This window comes from Prochlorococcus marinus str. MIT 0917, from assembly GCF_027359575.1.
Lineage (GTDB): Bacteria > Cyanobacteriota > Cyanobacteriia > PCC-6307 > Cyanobiaceae > Prochlorococcus_B > Prochlorococcus_B marinus_D.
The window spans coordinates 1,571,573-1,589,482 of the sequence record NZ_CP114784.1 but is presented as its reverse complement, the minus strand read 5'-3'; the positions used below and the strand labels follow the sequence as shown (position 1 = coordinate 1,589,482).

The following is a 17,910-nucleotide window of genomic DNA, read 5'->3' as shown; positions in this document are numbered from 1 at the left end:
AAATGTTGAGTTTGAATAAAATAAATTAAGCTCCGGTGCTGATGCCTAAAGTCACCTCTGCATACAATTCAAACCAGACTCATTTAGTCTGTGATGAATTTTTTGATGGCCAGCCTCAACTTAGAACTGATCAAATCAAACATATTGATGATTATGAAATTATTCTGCCAGAGTGGTTAAAAAATTGCATTGAAAATATTCCTCCGGGGATAGGAGCAAGTTGCCCAAGAGACTCAGAAGCACTTTTAGTTGCCGCATTTGATCTTGCATTTCAATTGCATAAAGGGCAATACAGAAAAAGTGGTGAACCTTACATAACCCATCCAGTTGCCGTAGCAGACTTACTAAGAGAGATAGGTGCAAGCGCTAGTGTAATTGCAGCAGGTTTTTTACATGACGTCGTCGAAGATACAGACATAACACCAGAACAACTCGAGGGGTATTTTGGTAGTGAAGTTAGATATCTAGTTGAAGGTGTAACTAAATTGGGCGGAATCCATTTTAATAATCGGACAGAAGCACAAGCAGAAAACCTACGTAAAATGTTTCTAGCTATGGCTAGCGATATTCGAGTTGTATTAGTGAAGCTTGCAGATAGGCTACACAATATGAGAACTATTAGTTACTTAGACAAAGAGAAGCAAACACGAATAGCTAAAGAAACGAGAGAAATTTATGCTCCACTCGCAAACCGTTTAGGAATAGGACGCTTCAAATGGGAGCTAGAAGACCTAGCATTTAAACTTATAGAGCCAGATCCCTTCAGGGAAATTCAACAACAAATAGCTAGTAAGCGTAGTGAAAGGGAAGAGAGATTAAATGTAACTGTTCAATTGTTAAAAGACCGCCTGAGCTCAGCAGGACTTAGCCAATGTGAAGTTAGTGGAAGGCCAAAGCATTTATATGGAATATGGAGCAAAATGCAAAGACAACAAAAAGAATTTCATGAAATTTTTGATGTTGCTGCTCTTAGGATTATTGTCTCAGATGTCGAGACATGTTATCGAGCTCTTGCTGTCGTCCATGACACATTCAGGCCAATACCTGGTCGGTTTAAAGACTATATAGGTCTCCCAAAACCGAATGGCTATCAGTCGCTCCATACAGCTGTAATTGGTAGACACAGACCTATTGAAGTACAAATAAGGACGCCAGAAATGCACAGGGTTTCAGAATTTGGAATTGCAGCTCACTGGAAATACAAAGAAGGAGGATCTCCTGCTAATCCTGATTCAGAAAAATTTAATTGGTTACGCCAATTAGTTGAATGGCAACAAGAAGATGGAGTCAATGATCATAATGACTACCTTGCTTCAATTAAAGAGGATTTATTTGATGAAGAAGTATTTGTTTTCACTCCAAAAGGAGATGTTCTGGGATTAAGGAATGGTTCAACAGCAATCGATTTTGCTTATCGTATTCACTCTGAAGTAGGGAATCATTGCAATGGTGCTAGAATCAATGATCGTCTTTGCGTGCTGTCAACACCTCTTGAAAATGGAGATTTCGTTGAGATCCTAACTCACAAGAGCTCTCATCCAAGCTTAGATTGGTTAAACTATGTAGCCACTCCCACAGCTAGAAATCGCATTAGACAATGGTATAAAAAAAGTCATCGTCAAGAAACAATACTAAGAGGGAAGGAACTACTAGAACAAGAATTTGGTCGTAAAGGAATTGATAATTTACTAAAAGGTGAAGCAATAACTAAAGTTGCTGAGAGATGTAATCTAAAGTCTACAGAAGATTTATTAGCCGCACTTGGATTTGGAGCATTAACCCTACATCAAGTAATTAATAGATTTAGAGAAGAGATAAAAATACAAAACCAGCTACCTGAGACTGAATTAAGCGATATCGAACTGGCCAACCAAATTGGGTCACAAGCAAATCTAACTTCAAACAAATTAAAAACATCTCAAACAAAATATTCGCCAATAGTTGGCTTAGAAGGGCTTGACTATCGACTAGGGGGATGTTGCAGTCCTTTACCAGGAGAATCAATACTTGGAACAGTTGCACTTGGTAATCATGGAATCACAATACATCGAACTAATTGTGTCAATATACAATCAGTACCTAACGATAGAAGACTATCAGTCAAGTGGAATAGCAACACACATAGCAAAGAAGAGAAATTTCCTATTCAATTAAGAATTGAAGTTATTGATAGAGTGGGAGTACTTAAAGACATATTAATGAGACTTTCTGATAGAGGTATTAATGTAATCGATGCAAGAGTTAAGACATCTCATGGCAAACCTGCATGCATAGACCTTAGAGTTGAACTGGAAAGTGTTAATCAATTAGAAATTACTATCAATCAAATACGTTCAATGGTTGATGTCTTAGATATCGCTAGAACAGGAATTAGTTAACTAAATAAATAATCTGAAAGACTGTTAAAAACTAATAAATAATATTAAGTATATATAAATCTAAATTTTATTAGATAGTTTCTTGAGTAAAAAATATAGACTCAGGCCACCAACCATTCCAGACAAAAGGCCCATACATATCGAGCCGATTATCAGTCTAGAGCTCAAGTACCAACCTTGTAACCACAACTCATTAGTAGTTATATGACTAAAATCTACTATATTTTTGTCATTATTTAGTATTAAAGAGCCTAGTCTATAATTAAGATAATAAAGAGGAACATAAGTAAATGGGTTACTAATCCAGGTTCCAACAACCGCCAAAATGCTATTGCCCTTGAAGATTTTTGCTAAAAACACACCCATCAAGGTTTGCAAACCAAAGAATGGAAAGCAACCACTAAATATCCCCACGGCCAATCCTAATGCTCTCTGAGAAGGAGAACCTTCCTGATTCCAGAGCCAAGCGATAAATTTACGAATTCTTTGTATTAGATTTAGGAAGATTTTTTTCATATTTAAAAAATCTTGGTCTATAACAGAAACCTAGATTTGATCTTAGTGAAGATTGCGTGATTATTGATTAATGAATTCGTTTTCCCCTACTGAAGATACTATTGCTGCAATCGCGACTGCCGTTGCTCCCGGGCAAGGAAGTATTGCTGTCATTAGGATCTCTGGCTCCTCGGCCATTGAGATAACTAAAACTATTGTTCATATTCCTGGAACGCACGATTGGAGCACTCACAAAGTTCTTTACGGACATGTAACCGAAGCAAATCAAACAATATATATCGATGAAGTATTAATACTAATAATGAAAGGGCCGCGAAGCTTTACAGGTGAAGATGTAGTAGAAATTCATTGCCATGGAGGCATAATTACAGTCCAAAAGATCCTTGAAAGGATACTTGATATCCCAAGCGTTAGAAGAGCAGAACCAGGTGAGTTTAGTCAACGAGCAGTACTGAATGGTCGTATAAGCCTGACCCAAGCAGAATCAATTAGTGAACTAGTGGCAGCAAGAAGTAGAAAAGCAGCAGAGCTCGCTATTAATGGAATTGAAGGAAATATTCAAACTACGATTCATTCAATAAGAAAACGATTGATAGAGCAACTAACGGAAATCGAAGCAAGAATAGATTTTGAAGAAGATCTTCCAATTTTAGATGAAACACAGGTAAAAAATAAAATTATCGCAATCCAAAAAGATCTTAAAGAGCTAATTGATAATGCTAAAAGAGGATCTTGGATTCGTTCTGGCTTAAAAGTTGCACTGACCGGTAAACCTAATGTAGGAAAAAGCTCCTTACTTAATAGGCTTTCCAAGCAAGAAAAAGCCATTGTGACTGAGCTACCTGGAACTACTAGGGACCTTTTGGAAAGTGAGATTATTTTAGAGGGAATACCAGTAACTTTTATTGATACAGCAGGTATAAGAGAAACTACAAATATCATCGAAAAAATTGGTATTTCTAGAACTAAAAAATCTTTATTCCAAGCTGATCTCATCATATTAATCTTTGATTATTCAAACGGTTGGAATAGCGAGGACGAATCAATACTAAAACAATTACCCATAAATATTCCAATCTTGATTGTAGGCAATAAATCTGATTTAGAGAATAATCAATCTTTTCAAAAAGTTCCAAAATATATACTAGAAAAAGAAAATCTAGTCATTATAAGTGTAAAAACCGGACATGGAGAAGACAATCTAATTAATTATCTACTAAAAATATGTGGTTCTTCTAAAACGCATGGATTGGATATTGCTCTAAATGAAAGACAAGTTGATCTGGCTAGGTCAACCTTGGAATCCCTGGAAAATATTAATAAAGTTTTTGATGAAAAGCTACCATGGGATTTCTGGACGATCGATTTAAGACAAGCTATTAATTATTTAGGAGAAGTAACAGGAGAGGATTTAACAGAAAGCTTACTTGATAATATATTTTCAAAATTCTGTATTGGTAAATAATCAAGCAATTTTCATCGTCTAGTTATTATCAATTGTAAAAATATAATATAAGTAATAGCAAACTCCTCCAATCAATAGAGCAACCATAATATTGACACTATGAACTACGTCCACTTGATACAAACAGTCGAGATTAAGCTAATTAAAGCATATGTTTAACGTATCACAAAGAAAAAATATTAAAAAATTTCTATTTTCTTAAATATATTTAAGAAAATTATAAGTAAATGAAATTAAAAAATAGAGAATAATATTTTTTATAAATGCTTTCAGGATTGGTATAGTAATGAATGTATTTGTTGTATTGTGGATCTTCGCTCACCAAAACTACATAAAATATTAGATACCTGGATTGAAGAAGATCTTGGCGATGGAGACCTCACAAGATTTGTGCTCAGCGACAGCAGTGCATCAGCTCATTGGCTTGCAAAAGAGGATGGCACTTTTTGTGGTGGAGATCTTGTCAAACTAATATTTAAAAAAATTGATCCCCAAGTTGATATTCAACTTCTCTTGGAGGATGGTCAAAAGTTTGACAAGAATCAAAAACTCCTAGAATTAAAAGGGCCATCCTCTTCCTTAGTAGCAGGAGAGCGAGTAACTCTTAATGTAGCCATGCATCTTTCTGGTATTGCTACATCGACAGCTTTACTGGTAAATAAACTATCAGGATCCAATGTGAAGTTAGCAGACACACGTAAAACGACTCCAGGACTAAGAATTTTCGAAAAATACGCTTTTCATTGTGGTGGCGGAATTAATCATAGACTTGGATTAGATGATGCTGCCATGTTGAAAGAGAATCATATTGCATGGTCTCAGGGGATTAGCGAGAGTCTCAAAATCTTAAAAACTACTATTCCATGGACAAAAAAAATAATAGTCGAAGCAGAAACCCCCTCCCAAGCGAAAGAAGCTGTGGCGGCAGGTGCTGATGGTATTTTACTTGATGAAATGTCTATTCAAACTATAGAGAAATTAGTTCCAGAATTACGTCAACTTTCAAAAACTAGTAATTCCAAATACGTCTCACAAAATATTGTTATTGAAGTTTCAGGAATCAACCCAAATAATTTGTCAGACTATATATTCACAGGTATTGATCTAATCTCAACTAGTGCTCCAATGACTAAAAGCAAATGGATAGATTTCAGTATGCGCTTTGACTAAAAAATGAATAAAAAGTTTTCTAGCACCATCCTAAAAACAAAGAAATCTTAAAAGTATCTACCTAACCATACACATCATGCTTGAAATATACGCCAGATTAGAAGAAGCCCTCAATAGAGCTTTCATCAAAGTATTCCCAAAAGAGGATCGAAGTTCAAAAACTTCTTCAATACTTACAGGTTCAAATTTGGTCCCCGCATCCAAGCCAGAATTTGGAGATTTTCAGATAAATTGTGCTTTATCACTGGCAAAAGAACTGAAACAACCTCCTCGTGAAATTGCACAACAAATAGCTGATCAACTACAAAAAGATAATGATTTCGTTCAAATATGCAATCCACCACTCATTGCAGGTCCAGGTTTCATAAACCTATCTATAAATTCAAAAACACTTATATCGGAAATCCATTTTCGTCTAAATGATAAAAGATTGGGAGTGCCTCTCAAAAAATTCAGTAGTAAAAAAATAGAAAAGGGAAAAAACAATAACCGCGTAATTATTGATTTTTCCAGTCCAAATATTGCTAAAGAAATGCATGTTGGGCACTTACGATCAACAATTATTGGAGACTCATTAGCACGTGTTCTGGAATTCTGCGGTTACGAAGTCTTACGACTCAATCATGTGGGGGATTGGGGTACACAATTTGGCATGCTCATCACTCATCTGAAAGAGGTTGTACCAGAGGCACTCCATACAAAAGATGTAGTGGAAATAAGCGATCTCGTGAATTTCTATCGTCAAGCAAAAAAAAGATTTGATGAAGATAAAATCTTTCAAAATAAATCTAGAAATGAGGTTGTTAATTTACAAGCAGGTGACCAAGAAAGTCTAATTGCGTGGCAATTACTCTGCCAACAATCTAGAAAAGAGTTTCAAAAGATCTACGATCGACTTGATATCAAGCTGACTGAAAGAGGTGAATCCTTTTATAACAAATTTTTAGTAGATGTTATTAATGATTTAAAAAATAAAAATTTACTAATAAATGATCAAGGGGCTCAATGTATCTTCCTTGATGGCGTAGTAGGAAAAGACGGGAAACCTCAACCAATAATTATTCAAAAAAGTGACGGAGGTTTTAATTATGCAACCACTGATTTAGCAGCGATTAGATACAGATTAACTACTCCTCCGCATGGAGATGGAGCTTTCCGGTTGATTTATGTCACAGATGCTGGGCAAGCTTCACATTTCTCTGGAGTTTTTCAAATTGCAAAGCTTGCAAATTGGATTCCTACAGATTGTCAAATTGAGCATGTCCCCTTTGGTCTTGTTCAAGGAGAAGATGGTAAGAAGTTAAAAACCCGATCAGGAGAAACAATTAGATTAGTAGACCTTCTGGATGGAGCAATTCAACGAGCAAGAGAAGATCTTAAAGATCGTCTCAACACTGAAAGTAGATCCGAAAATGAAAGTTTTATAGATAAAGTTTCTACGACTGTCGGGATTGCAGCAATCAAGTATGCGGATCTAAGTCAAAATAGAGTTTCTAATTACCAATTTAGTTTTGATAAGATGCTCTCTTTGCAGGGGAATACAGCACCATATTTACTTTATGCATTGGTACGAATAGCCGGAATATCGCGCAATGGTGGGGATTTAAATGTATCAAGTCAGAATATTCATTTCAATGAACTGCAAGAATGGGCCTTGATTCGCAAGCTATTGCAACTTGATTGTATTATCGCTGAAGTGGAAAAAGAACTGCTTCCTAATCGTCTCTGCGGATATTTATTTGAATTAAGTCAGATTTTCAACAGATTCTATGATCAAGTTCCTATTTTAAAAGCAAGTGAACCTGCAAGAACCAGTAGACTTACTTTATGCTCTATCACTGCAGAGACACTTAAACTGGGAATGAGTTTGTTAGGCATCCCTACTCTGGAAAGAATGTAATGGAAAAAACAGAAAATTCATTTGTTGATCTACCAAATCCCAGGAAAGATATCGAAGATTTACAGCCATATTCTGCACCACTGGAAGGAAGACGAAATTTACTAAGACTAGACTTTAATGAAAACACCATTGGACCAAGCCCACTAGTAATTAAATCTCTCAGAGAAATAAGCAGAGATGAAATCTCTATTTATCCTGAATACTCAGGTTTAAAAGAAAAAATAGTAGAAACTCTCATTAAACAAAATTCAAGCGTAAATATAAACTCATCTGAAGTTGGTATTTTTAATGGAGTAGACGCAGCAATAAATGCTATTTTTCATGCCTATGGCGATTCTGAAGATCTAATGCTAACGACAACGCCTACTTTTGGATATTATACTCCTTGCGCACAAATGCGAGGAATGAAAATCATTTCGATACCTTATGAGGGGAAAAATTTTCAATATCCATTTGATAGTATTTGCGAATTCATTACACAAAATAATCCGAAAATTTTACTCATCTGCAACCCGAATAACCCCACTGGAACAAGATTAAGCCCAGAAAGAATTATAGAGATCACCAAACTTTCATCTCAAACACTAGTTGTTGTCGATGAACTTTACGAGGCGTTTACAGGTGATAGTGTGCTGCCATTTGTGAATTTCCAAAACACACCTAATCTTGTTGTATTAAGATCGCTTTCTAAAACTGCTGGTTTGGCAAGTTTAAGAATTGGGTTTGCTATTGGTCATTCTAAAGTAATTAATATAGTGAATAGAGTCACTGGTCCTTATGACGTCAACAGCTTTGCAGTCATTGCTGCTTTTGCTGCACTTAAAGATCACTCCTATATTGATTCGTATGTAAATGAAGTACTTGAGGCTCGTACTTGGATCAAAGATCAATTCAAGAAGTACCATGTTAAGCATCATATTGATGGAGGAAACTATTTTCTACTTTGGCCAAAATCAAACCCAAAACAAGTTGAGCAAAAGTTAAAATCATCTGGAATTCTAATTAGAAATATGGATAAGAAAAAAAATTTAAAAGGCTCTATCAGAGTGAGCATTGGAACAATTGAGCAGATGAAAAGATTCTGGTCAGCTTTCAAGATTGTCGATGAAGTGTAGTTTATATTAATTCAAAACGTCTATATAACTTGAGATTATCTAGTTAGCTTCTGCTATATCCAAAAAATTAGAGAGTAACTTATGACCAGATTCAGTCAATACACTCTCAGGATGAAATTGTACCCCGTATATGTGTGGATAATCTTTATGGGCTATTCCCATAATTGTTTCATCCTCTAACCAGGCTATAACCTCTAAGCATTCTGGGAAACCCTCTCTCTGCGCTATTAAGCTATGGTATCTAGTTGCCACTAAGGGATTAGGCAAATCTTTAAAGATTCCAGTACCTCTATGCAAAACATTAGATGTTTTACCATGCATTAATTCATTAGCTCTGATTATTTTCCCACCGAACGCTTGAGTAATAGCTTGATGACCAAGACAGACACCAAGAGTTGGTATTTCAATTGATAGTTCAGATAAAATATCCAGACAAACTCCAGATTGATTGGGGTCTCCTGGACCAGGAGATAACAAAATCGCATCAGGATTTAAATCTTTAATCTCACTGATCGTCAGAGCATCATTACGTTCGACTCTTACTTCTGATGCAATAGGATGCTGAGAAGCTAATTCACCCAAATATTGAACGAGGTTATAAGTGAAACTGTCATAATTGTCGATCACCAAAAACATAATTTTTAAGCCGTTAAATTCCTAACTGTTTAAGTAATGGAGGAAATAATAATAAAACAGCAATCAGCACCGAACTGATTGAAGCTAATAAAACTGCCCCAGCTGAACAATCTTTAGCAATTTGAGCGAGAGGATGAAATCGTTTCCCAATGGCCAAATCAACAACAGATTCAATCGCTGTATTAAGCAATTCAACTACTAACACACTAGTGGCTGTAAGGGCCATTATTGCTAAATCACTTTTATTAAGGCCTAAAAAAAAGCTTAAGCCAAGCGCACCCAATGCAAAACCAACATGAATCCGAAAATTTCTCTGGGTCGAAAATGCATATGTTAAGCCTTTAGCTGCATATAAAAAGCTAGTTGGTAAATCTTTAGCTATCTTCCATGATGATCTTTTATTGGGTCTTTGAAGAGTTTTAGACATGTCCCTAATTTCTCTCTCAGAGTCATTGGATATCTCAGGAACCATATTTGTGAAACTTCAACTCTTTATTTTAAAGAATACCTCTAATATCAAGAAGTTGCTCTTGAATCAAAAGCATTTTATTAAGGCTCTCTTCATCACTATGATCCCAACCCAAAAGGTGTAAGAGACCATGAGTAGCAAGCCATCTTAGTTCTCTAAATAAATCAGCATTATTATCTTTGGCTTGCCTGATTGCTGTCGGGACTGAAATAACTATGTCACCCAATTCGATACATTCATTACTTACACCAAAAAATGTCTCATCAATTATGGGAAATGACAGCACGTCTGTACTTTTTGATTGACCGAGCCAGACATGATTCAAATCAAGAATTTTCTTATCATTAGTTAATTCCAACCCCAAGCTAAATTGAGACGCATTTAGGACTATTTCAGGACATTTAAATGCTGAATTTAATTGTATGAATCTAATCCAGCTTCCTATTTCTTCAATCCATTGACTTGGATTTTTCATCAACTCCAAAGACTCACTGTTCACAAAGACATCTAAATCTTGAACCGGGAAGGGTGTAAAAGAAAGGTCAACATCCAATTTAGAAGAGCTAGTAGAAAAATTCTCCATAAAGTTATTGAGGGATATGAGGTTTTCCAAGAACAGCAACTAAAAGAATAAATCCAAGGAAACCCAAAGCTGTCAATCCAAAGTGAGAAAGGCTTTGACTACCTTTCCGAACCATATTTTTCATTGCAAGTTTGACAAAACTTGGAGGTGGGGTTGCTTTCTTGGTGACATCATCAGAAATAATTTTATTATTCATATCCAGTTGATTTATGATTCTTCAATATTTTGCCTTAAAAGAGACTGAATAAAAATATCTATTTCCCCATTCATAACTGAATCTACGTCTGTTGTCTCTTGTTCAGTACGTAAGTCTTTAACCATTTGGTACGGGTGAAAAACATAATTTCTAATTTGATTGCCCCACGCAGCCTCAACAATATCCCCTCGAATATCTGCAATCTCTGCAGCCCTTTGCTCTACTGCTATTACCATCAATTTTGATTTTAGTAGAGCCATTGCTTTGTCTTTATTTTGAAGCTGAGATCTTTCTTGTGTACATCGAACGGCAATACCTGTAGGCACATGAAGAATCCGAACTGCAGTCTCAACTTTATTTACATTTTGTCCTCCTGCACCACCTGAGCGACTTGTCGTGATTTCTAAATCTTTTTCAGGGATTTCAAGTTCAACCTCTTCATCAAGTTTAGGCATAACTTCAACTCCAGCAAAGCTGGTTTGTCGCTTTCCATTTGCATTGAAAGGGGAAATTCTGACTAAACGATGGGTCCCTTTTTCATTTTGTAAAAAACCATATGCGTATACACCTTCTATTTCGATGGTGACACTTTTGATTCCCGCTTCCTCTCCCTCAGAAAGTTCATTAATAATTACTTTCATACCATTATTTTCAGCCCAACGGGTATACATCCTTAGAAGCATTTGGGCCCAATCTTGGGCATCAGTTCCGCCAGCACCAGCATTAATTGAGAGAACTGCACCCTCCTTATCATAGGTGCCACTCAAGAGACGCTCCATCTCCCAACGTTCAAGTTCTTGCTTTAATTTCTCAAGTCCATGGTGAGACTCCGCAATAATTTCTTCATCAGGGTCTAACTCATAAAGCTCTAACGAAAGATTTGCGTCCTCAATAGCGCCTCTCCATGACATGAGTTTTTCTAACTCTGCTTTAACATCATCAAGTTGACGCATCTGTTTTTGTGCATTTTTGGGATCGTTCCAAAATTCAGGTTGCGATGCAACTTGCTCTAAGTCCTTTTTTCTAGCTAGCAATGCAGGTTCGTCAAAGACAATCCTGGGCTGTAACCAGGCGAGCAGTCAATAAAGAAAGGTCTCTTTTAAAATCAGTCAGGTCTTGCAAACGAGGTAATAGAATTAATACATTAAAAGCTATCAGCATATCAACCCAAAAACTATAAATGAACAGATCAATTCACGATTCAGGAATCCCTACAGTGGAAATTTACACTTGGAGATTTTGCCCATTTTGCCTACGTGCAAAAGCACTACTAAATCAAAAAGGAGTCCAATTTAAAGAATATTCTATTGATGGAGACAATGATGCAAGAACAAAAATGTCTGAAAGAGCAGGAGGTCGCAGAACTGTTCCACAAATTTTTATTAATGGAGAAAGTATTGGAGGTTGCGACGAGCTCTACGAACTTGAGAGCAATAACGAATTAAATGAACTTATTGGAATTAGAAATTGATTCATGAAGCAACTATTTGTTCTAGATCCAATTGAAAATATTAATCCCAACAAGGATTCATCAGCAGCACTTATGCAAGCCGCATCTAGAGCTAAAATAGATGTTTGGATCTGTACTCCTTCTGACCTGCAAGCCCGAGGGGACGATGCATGGGTGGTTTCTAATAAAGTCAATTGTGAACCATGGATCACTGTCCACTCATCTCAAAGCCTTCCTTTAAGAGATTTCTCATGCATTTGGATGCGCAAAGATCCACCTGTTGATGAGGCTTTTTTATATGCAACTCATTTATTAGAAGTTGCAGAAAGAGATGGTGTCAATGTAATTAATAAGCCTGCATCACTGAGAGCTTGGAATGAAAAGTTAGGAGCTTTAAGATTTAGTGATTTAATGGCTCCCACTCTTGTGGCGAGTCGGGTGGAACAATTAATAACATTTGCAAAAGAGCACGGAGAAGTTGTTTTGAAGCCACTTGGAGGGAAAGGTGGGCAAGGAGTCATACGAATTGCAAAGGATGCTCCAGGCTTAGAGGCCTTACTCGAACTGGTTACTTCACAAGAACATTTGCCAGTTATGATGCAACAATTTTTACCAGACGTAATAAATGGCGATAAAAGAATCCTTTTGGTGAATGGAGAGCCATTAGGTGCAATTAATAGACGTCCAAAAAAAGGAGACTTCAGAAGCAACCTCGCTTTAGGTGGTAAAGCTGAGACAACTAAATTAACTCCTAAAGAAATAGAGATATGTGATCAAATAAAGCCTGATTTACAAGATGAAGGGCTCTTTTTTGTTGGTATAGATGTTATTGGAGGAATGCTAAGTGAGATTAATGTGACGAGTCCAACTGGTATTAGAGAAGTAGAAAACCTAATGAATGTTCCATTAGCAGATCAAGTGATTGATTATCTTATAGATCATTTGAACAATTAACCCTATCTAACTTTAATTGATTTCTTAAAACTTCAAATTTCAAAGCCACCTCTTCCATTTCCCCCTCAACAGTTGAGCCTTTTACTAGGCCAGCACCAGCAAACAATTTAAGTTCATAGCCTCTCACATGTCCGTAACGAATGGCCACCCTAAATTCTGAATTTTGATTTTTATCTATCCATCCAATTGGAGAAGCATATGTTTGACGATCAAATGGTTCCAAAGCTCTTAACCAACTCAAAGATTTACTCAAAGGCAATCCAGCGACTGCAGGAGTTGGATGAAGAGCTTGAACTAAGTCAAGCGGAGATTTTTCTTTGACACAAGCTTGAATAAGAGTATGCAAATGAATTAAATGGCCTTGAGTAATTAATTTTGGTTGAGGGGAATGACTTGCTTTAATACCTTTTCTTAAAAGTTGTCCGACAATAGAGTTAACTACAAAATGGTGTTCTCTTAAATCTTTTGAAGATGCAAGTAATTCTTTTCCATCATCACCCTTTTTTGCAGTACCAGCCAAAGCATCTATTAGTAATTGATTGTGATTGAGACTTATCAACCTCTCAGGTGATGCACCAAAAAATGACTCATCATGATTTTTTTGCCATAGGAATCGACAACTATTAGTTTGCTGAACTCTTAGGCGAGCAAGTAAGTTCAGGGGGTCTAAAGGTTTTCTGAGGGAAAGGCGTTGTCTCGTAGCCAATACAAGCTTATCCAAATCACCTGCATTGATTAAGTCGATCCCTTTAGCCAAGGCATCTCGATATTGAGATTTCCAATCATTAGAAAAATTATCGACTAAGAAATTTTCTTTTACATCATGGAAAATTCGAACTGGTGATCTATTTATCTTTTCTCGAATTGACCATAATCTTTCTACGGATTCACGAACATCTGAAGGATTTAGGGCAACTGAATTTAAACGTAACCATGTCAATCCATCTTTTGCAGTTAATTGCCACTTAGGCAAAACAGCCTGCAGGGAAAATTTATCATCTATTAATTTTTCATTACTCTTAATTTGATCAAAAAAAGAAAATGAAAATAGAATCCTTGATGCTGAAAATGCTGGACTTGGAGAAGTATCTATCAATCGAGTAAAAATCTCATCACTAAACCTTTGTGCATTTTCAAACCTCTTTGGTCCAGATAAATCCAAAGATTGACAATGTCCTCCGGCAGAAATGCACAATCCAGGAGATAGATCCCAAAGAAATCTAAACTGATGTTTTTCAGCAATTAAAGGTAATGTCGTTAAAGGATCTGTTTGACTTACAGGAACAGAAATGCTCAATATACATTCATCAACTTTTCGTTCACTCCATTTCCGAAGAGAACTAACTAAAAGCTCACTAAAGACAGGTTCTAAATTCATAACCAATTAGAGCCTTTAGACATAAATAAACCAATACACGAACTGCTGCCTAGTCTTAAGGAACGAACAAAGAAACAAACAGAACAGGTTATTTTATCAGTGAAGTCTTCTACAACTGAAAAGAAACATCTTTGGCAAGCTGCAATTAAGTGGCCATTATATTCAGTCGCAATAATGCCTGTAATTTTATCTGCAGCATGGGAGCTTGGGAATAGCGGCAAAATTCGTCTAGGACAATTCATCGGTTTTCTAATTGCCTCTATCTTGATTTTGCTTTGGGAGAATCTTACCAATGATCTTTTTGACGATGAAACTGGCGTTGACAAATACAAATTCCACTCCGTAGTCGCTTTAACTGGTAATAAAACCACTGTAAGTCGAGTTGCATATTTTTCTCTTTTATTAGGTTTATTTATCATATTTATCCTTGCTTTAAAAAGTAAAATAACAGTACTTTTTTTGGTCTTAATTTGTTGCTTCCTTGGATATTTGTATCAAGGGCCCCCATTTAGACTGGGGTATAAAGGGTTGGGAGAACCCCTCTGCTGGATTGCCTTTGGCCCGCTTGCTACAGCTGCAGCACTAATTGTTGTTTCTCCAAAATCTAATTTTCATGCCATCCCCTGGGGAACAGCACTGATGGTTGGGGCAGGTCCGGCGATGGCGACCACTTTGGTTCTATTCTGTTCGCATTTTCATCAAATCAATCAAGATGCTGCTGTCGGTAAAAAATCACCCTTAGTTATTTTAGGCACTCATCGAGCGGCAGAATTTTTACCGTGGTTCGTTGGGCTAATATTTTTATTAGAATTATTACCAGTACTAATTGGAATATGGCCAATAACGACTCTTATATGTTTCATTAGCCTTCCTTCAGGTGTAGATCTTATCAAATTAATCAAAAGACATCACAACCAACCTGAGCGTATTAAAAACAGTAAGTTTTTAGCTTTACGCTTTCAGACAATTAATGGTTTATGCTTGAGTGCAGGTTTTGCTATATCCTCATTTTTTTATAATTAATTTTTGATTTTGTTGAATCATGAAATTAATAATTAATATCAAGACATTTTCATTTCAACTAACAAGAAAGTTAATAACCTCGAAAGGAAGTATTCATACCAAGGTAGGTTTATTGTTGCAAATAAAAGACTCAGATGGAAATTACGGATGGGGTGAAGTATCACCTATTGAAAAGAAGGAATTACAAAAAAGTATCGAAAGTCTAAATTTTCTTGGGAGACAAACTACAAAAGATTCAATAGAAAATTATTTATGTGAATTGCCAGGAGCACTTGCTTTCGGATTAGGAACCTGCTTAGCCGATTTAGAAAATCCAACTAAAAGCAAGTTAAATTTTGAAGGTTTTGACACCGCAAAATCAGCTTATCTACTACCTACAGATATTGATCCATTAGAGTCAATAGTTAAATATGTAGATAGATCAAATGATAAGAAAAGTTCTTGTACAATAAAATGGAAAGTATCTCACCAAGAAAATAACTTTAAGGAAGAAAAAACATTACAAAAAATCTTAGATATTTTACCAAATAATTTTAAACTTAGAATTGATCCAAATGGAGGATGGAGTCGCCAAAAAGCACAAGAATGGATTAACGAACTCAAAAACGAACCTCGTTTGGAATGGATTGAACAGCCACTCCCATCAAAAGATATTGAAGGTTTATTTTCATTAGCCAATCAAATTCCAATCGCATTAGATGAATCTTTGGTTGAATTTCCATTTTTACGAAAAACATGGAAAAGTTGGCAAATACGTCGCCCTGCATTAGATGGTGATCCTAGATTACTCTTAAAAGAAATAGAACAAGAAGATAGTCAAACAGTAATAAGCACAGCTTTTGAAACTGGTATTGGGAGAAGGTGGATTCATCACCTCGCTGCCAGGCAAGTCAAAGGTGGAAATCCTTGTGCACCTGGACTTGCACCTGGATGGTGCCCCAAAGGCCCACTCTTTAACAACAATCCAAGATTAGTCTGGGAAGCTGTATGACCAAAATTGCAGTTATAAAATGTATTCCTGAAAAAAACCTGGACTGTTCAAGAGAAATTTTGAAGAATTTTGAAAAGCATAAATGGGTATATCTAGCACCTCCAAAAGATCAAACGAAAATTCCCAAATCGTCAACTTTACCTGAAGGAGAAGGAATAATCATTTCAAGCGGGGGGAGCATTGGAGGACCAAATCTTTGTTTACAATCAATTAAAAATCTAACTAATTCGGCTTTGGCAACCGGAATGTGGTTAAAGAATCATGGCCTCAAGCCAAATGAATGCATCATTCTCAATTCACTACCTTTACACCATATAAGTGGTTTCATGCCTTGGTGGAGACATAACACGTGGCGATCGGAGTATCACTGGATTTCGCCCTCTTTAATGCATAAACCACTTCAACTTAAGCAGTTTAGTGAAGTATTAACTAATAAATATAGACGTCCATTGATCACATCACTAGTTCCAACTCAATTATCGTCTTTGATTGATGATTCTGATGGTTTAAGATGGCTTCAATCTCTCGCTATAATCTGGGTCGGAGGTGCTTTGATCCCCACAGATCTTGCTGACAAAGCGCGAAGAAAGTCTATTAATTTAGCTCCATGTTATGGAGCCACCGAAACTGTTGCAATGGTGACTTGCCTGAGTCCCAACGATTTTTTAAAAGGAAGTAATAGTGTTGGGTTCCCTCTAGAAGATGTTGAGATAGAAATCAACAAAAGAAATTCCCTTAAGATTAAAACTAGTAGGATTGCAACTTCAAAATGGAAGAATGATAAATTCGAATCAATTACAGATACAAATGGATGGTGGGAAGCAGGGGATTTAGCGCAATACATCACTCTCGACAATAAAAAAGCAATACAAATCTTGGGCAGAAGAGATTCAGCTATAAATTCTGGTGGTGAAACGATTTTCCCAGAAGATATCGAAATGGAATTAATGACAATAATCTCGAAAAATCAAATCCCAATTAAAGACATTTTTGTATTAGGAGTTAGTGATAAGAAATGGGGACAACGTTTAGTTGCCTTAACTAAATTCAAAGAAAAAGGAATCAACAGATATCCAATCATCTCACTTCTGACTAATCTCATTAAAGACTGGCAACCATCCAAAAAACCAATGAACTGGTACGATTGTCCAAAACTTTCAAGAAATATCAATAAAAAATGGGAAATAAAAAAATGGCAAGATTGGATAGCCTTTAATAGACCTATTAACTAAAAATTCAGACTAGATTCATGAAGCCAGAAATTTATTTGCTTAGATAATGCACATATATCTCTTGTAATCGGATTTATAGATACATGTTTTATATTTGCCGTGCCGATTTTCTCACCATTTTTTTTAAATTTAAATCGAAGTACAAATGAAGAGTCATTTATCTTCTCTGGATTTAGTTCGATATTGATAATATCTCCAACGTAAAGTGGTTGAAAATAATTTGCTTCACAATGAACAACTGGCAAAGCCACATCCAGTTGGCCTGTGTTGATTTGGTTTGTAGGAAAAATTTCTTGTAAAACTACTCCATGTTTTTCTAAACTTGCTTCCCAAGTTTCATGACACCATCTCAATAATTCAAGGAAATGCACCACGCCAGCAGCATCTGTCTCACCAAAACGAACGGTCCGTTTCAAACATAACCATTCTCTAGGATTACGCTTTTCCAAAGAAC

18 protein-coding genes are annotated in these 17,910 nt (G+C 36.2%); 10 read left to right on the top strand and 8 right to left on the bottom strand.

Going from position 1 to position 17,910, the window contains the following annotated elements:
- The first annotated feature begins 41 nt into the window (after positions 1 to 41).
- Positions 42 to 2,378 (top strand): RelA/SpoT family protein, encoded by a 2,337-nt coding sequence (locus tag O5637_RS08845; protein WP_269604329.1) that lies wholly within the window; start codon positions 42 to 44, stop codon positions 2,376 to 2,378.
- A gap of 60 nt (positions 2,379 to 2,438) precedes the next feature.
- Here O5637_RS08845 and O5637_RS08840 read toward each other — a convergent pair whose 3' ends face one another.
- Complete coding sequence (locus tag O5637_RS08840) at positions 2,439 to 2,894, bottom strand: DUF2062 domain-containing protein (RefSeq protein WP_269604328.1); 456 nt, start codon at positions 2,892 to 2,894, stop codon at positions 2,439 to 2,441.
- A 70-nt stretch (positions 2,895 to 2,964) separates the two neighbouring features.
- Here O5637_RS08840 and mnmE point away from each other — a divergent pair, with 70 nt between their 5' ends.
- From mnmE to O5637_RS08820, 4 genes are all read left to right on the top strand, one after another.
- Entirely contained in the window at positions 2,965 to 4,359 is a 1,395-nt protein-coding gene (gene mnmE, locus O5637_RS08835) for a tRNA uridine-5-carboxymethylaminomethyl(34) synthesis GTPase MnmE (RefSeq protein ID WP_269604326.1), read from the top strand.
- A 306-nt stretch (positions 4,360 to 4,665) separates the two neighbouring features.
- Positions 4,666 to 5,529, top strand: coding sequence for a carboxylating nicotinate-nucleotide diphosphorylase (gene nadC, locus O5637_RS08830; protein ID WP_269604324.1), 864 nt, complete (start codon positions 4,666 to 4,668; stop codon positions 5,527 to 5,529).
- Positions 5,530 to 5,605: 76 nt separating this feature from the next.
- A complete protein-coding gene (gene argS / locus O5637_RS08825) occupies positions 5,606 to 7,429 on the top strand; it encodes an arginine--tRNA ligase (RefSeq protein ID WP_269604322.1) in 1,824 nt (607 codons plus the stop codon).
- Positions 7,429 to 8,544, top strand: a complete 1,116-nt coding sequence (locus O5637_RS08820; RefSeq protein ID WP_269604320.1) for a pyridoxal phosphate-dependent aminotransferase — start codon at positions 7,429 to 7,431, stop codon at positions 8,542 to 8,544. Before argS ends, O5637_RS08820 begins: the two co-directional genes overlap by 1 nt.
- Positions 8,545 to 8,583: 39 nt before the next feature.
- Here O5637_RS08820 and O5637_RS08815 read toward each other — a convergent pair whose 3' ends face one another.
- The 5 genes from O5637_RS08815 to prfB all read right to left on the bottom strand — a co-directional run bounded on the left by O5637_RS08815 (position 8,584) and on the right by prfB (position 11,550).
- The gene (locus O5637_RS08815; RefSeq protein WP_269604318.1) at positions 8,584 to 9,180 is read right to left on the bottom strand and encodes an anthranilate synthase component II; all 597 of its coding nucleotides are present in this window, start codon (positions 9,178 to 9,180) and stop codon (positions 8,584 to 8,586) included.
- Between the two features lie 13 nt (positions 9,181 to 9,193).
- A complete protein-coding gene (locus O5637_RS08810; protein ID WP_269604316.1) occupies positions 9,194 to 9,652 on the bottom strand; it encodes a diacylglycerol kinase family protein in 459 nt (152 codons plus the stop codon).
- A gap of 25 nt (positions 9,653 to 9,677) precedes the next feature.
- Positions 9,678 to 10,232, bottom strand: a complete 555-nt coding sequence (gene ybeY, locus O5637_RS08805) for an rRNA maturation RNase YbeY (protein ID WP_269604315.1) — start codon at positions 10,230 to 10,232, stop codon at positions 9,678 to 9,680.
- A gap of 4 nt (positions 10,233 to 10,236) precedes the next feature.
- On the bottom strand, positions 10,237 to 10,428 hold the full coding sequence (locus tag O5637_RS08800) for a DUF3285 domain-containing protein (RefSeq protein WP_011294182.1): 192 nt from the start codon (positions 10,426 to 10,428) through the stop codon (positions 10,237 to 10,239).
- 11 nt (positions 10,429 to 10,439) lie between these two features.
- A protein-coding gene (gene prfB, locus O5637_RS08795; protein ID WP_269606961.1) for a peptide chain release factor 2 occupies positions 10,440 to 11,550 on the bottom strand; the annotation gives its coding sequence in 2 pieces (ribosomal slippage) (positions 10,440 to 11,474 and positions 11,476 to 11,550; 1,110 coding nt in all).
- Between the two features lie 58 nt (positions 11,551 to 11,608).
- Here prfB and grxC point away from each other — a divergent pair.
- Together grxC and gshB are read left to right on the top strand one after the other, a co-directional pair.
- Positions 11,609 to 11,899, top strand: a complete 291-nt coding sequence (gene grxC / locus O5637_RS08790) for a glutaredoxin 3 (RefSeq protein ID WP_269604311.1) — start codon at positions 11,609 to 11,611, stop codon at positions 11,897 to 11,899.
- A gap of 3 nt (positions 11,900 to 11,902) precedes the next feature.
- Positions 11,903 to 12,832, top strand: coding sequence for a glutathione synthase (gshB, locus tag O5637_RS08785; RefSeq protein WP_269604309.1), 930 nt, complete (start codon positions 11,903 to 11,905; stop codon positions 12,830 to 12,832).
- Here the strand turns inward: gshB and O5637_RS08780 are convergent.
- Entirely contained in the window at positions 12,810 to 14,210 is a 1,401-nt protein-coding gene (locus tag O5637_RS08780) for an isochorismate synthase (RefSeq protein WP_269604307.1), read from the bottom strand. The two genes, gshB and O5637_RS08780, sit on opposite strands and share 23 nt — an antisense overlap.
- Positions 14,211 to 14,309: 99 nt before the next feature.
- Here O5637_RS08780 and menA point away from each other — a divergent pair, with 99 nt between their 5' ends.
- Genes menA through O5637_RS08765 form a run of 3 tightly spaced genes read left to right on the top strand, consistent with a single transcriptional unit; the run spans position 14,310 to position 17,456 of the window.
- A complete protein-coding gene (gene menA / locus O5637_RS08775) occupies positions 14,310 to 15,233 on the top strand; it encodes a 2-carboxy-1,4-naphthoquinone phytyltransferase (protein ID WP_269604305.1) in 924 nt (307 codons plus the stop codon).
- A gap of 19 nt (positions 15,234 to 15,252) precedes the next feature.
- Positions 15,253 to 16,224 (top strand): o-succinylbenzoate synthase, encoded by a 972-nt coding sequence (menC, locus tag O5637_RS08770; protein WP_269604304.1) that lies wholly within the window; start codon positions 15,253 to 15,255, stop codon positions 16,222 to 16,224.
- Positions 16,221 to 17,456 (top strand): AMP-binding protein, encoded by a 1,236-nt coding sequence (locus O5637_RS08765; RefSeq protein WP_269604302.1) that lies wholly within the window; start codon positions 16,221 to 16,223, stop codon positions 17,454 to 17,456. The genes menC and O5637_RS08765 overlap by 4 nt, the downstream gene beginning before the upstream one ends.
- Here the strand turns inward: O5637_RS08765 and O5637_RS08760 are convergent.
- Positions 17,453 to 17,905 (bottom strand): acyl-CoA thioesterase, encoded by a 453-nt coding sequence (locus O5637_RS08760; protein ID WP_269604299.1) that lies wholly within the window; start codon positions 17,903 to 17,905, stop codon positions 17,453 to 17,455. The genes O5637_RS08765 and O5637_RS08760 overlap by 4 nt on opposite strands.
- Positions 17,906 to 17,910: the final 5 nt, after the last annotated feature.

Bases quoted from the DNA above. Each gene is read 5' to 3' on its own strand.
- mnmE (WP_269604326.1), top strand. From the start codon at position 2,965: ATGAATTCGTTTTCCCCTACTGAAGATACTATTGCTGCAATCGCGACT.
- grxC (WP_269604311.1), top strand. From the start codon at position 11,609: ATGAACAGATCAATTCACGATTCAGGAATCCCTACAGTGGAAATTTAC.
- O5637_RS08815 (WP_269604318.1), bottom strand. From the start codon at position 9,180: ATGTTTTTGGTGATCGACAATTATGACAGTTTCACTTATAACCTCGTT.
- O5637_RS08810 (WP_269604316.1), bottom strand. From the start codon at position 9,652: ATGGTTCCTGAGATATCCAATGACTCTGAGAGAGAAATTAGGGACATG.
- gshB (WP_269604309.1), top strand. From the start codon at position 11,903: ATGAAGCAACTATTTGTTCTAGATCCAATTGAAAATATTAATCCCAAC.
- O5637_RS08820 (WP_269604320.1), top strand. From the start codon at position 7,429: ATGGAAAAAACAGAAAATTCATTTGTTGATCTACCAAATCCCAGGAAA.
- O5637_RS08800 (WP_011294182.1), bottom strand. From the start codon at position 10,428: ATGAATAATAAAATTATTTCTGATGATGTCACCAAGAAAGCAACCCCA.
- argS (WP_269604322.1), top strand. From the start codon at position 5,606: ATGCTTGAAATATACGCCAGATTAGAAGAAGCCCTCAATAGAGCTTTC.
- O5637_RS08765 (WP_269604302.1), top strand. From the start codon at position 16,221: ATGACCAAAATTGCAGTTATAAAATGTATTCCTGAAAAAAACCTGGAC.
- O5637_RS08840 (WP_269604328.1), bottom strand. From the start codon at position 2,894: ATGAAAAAAATCTTCCTAAATCTAATACAAAGAATTCGTAAATTTATC.
- O5637_RS08845 (WP_269604329.1), top strand. From the start codon at position 42: ATGCCTAAAGTCACCTCTGCATACAATTCAAACCAGACTCATTTAGTC.
- ybeY (WP_269604315.1), bottom strand. From the start codon at position 10,232: ATGGAGAATTTTTCTACTAGCTCTTCTAAATTGGATGTTGACCTTTCT.
- O5637_RS08780 (WP_269604307.1), bottom strand. From the start codon at position 14,210: ATGAATTTAGAACCTGTCTTTAGTGAGCTTTTAGTTAGTTCTCTTCGG.
- menC (WP_269604304.1), top strand. From the start codon at position 15,253: ATGAAATTAATAATTAATATCAAGACATTTTCATTTCAACTAACAAGA.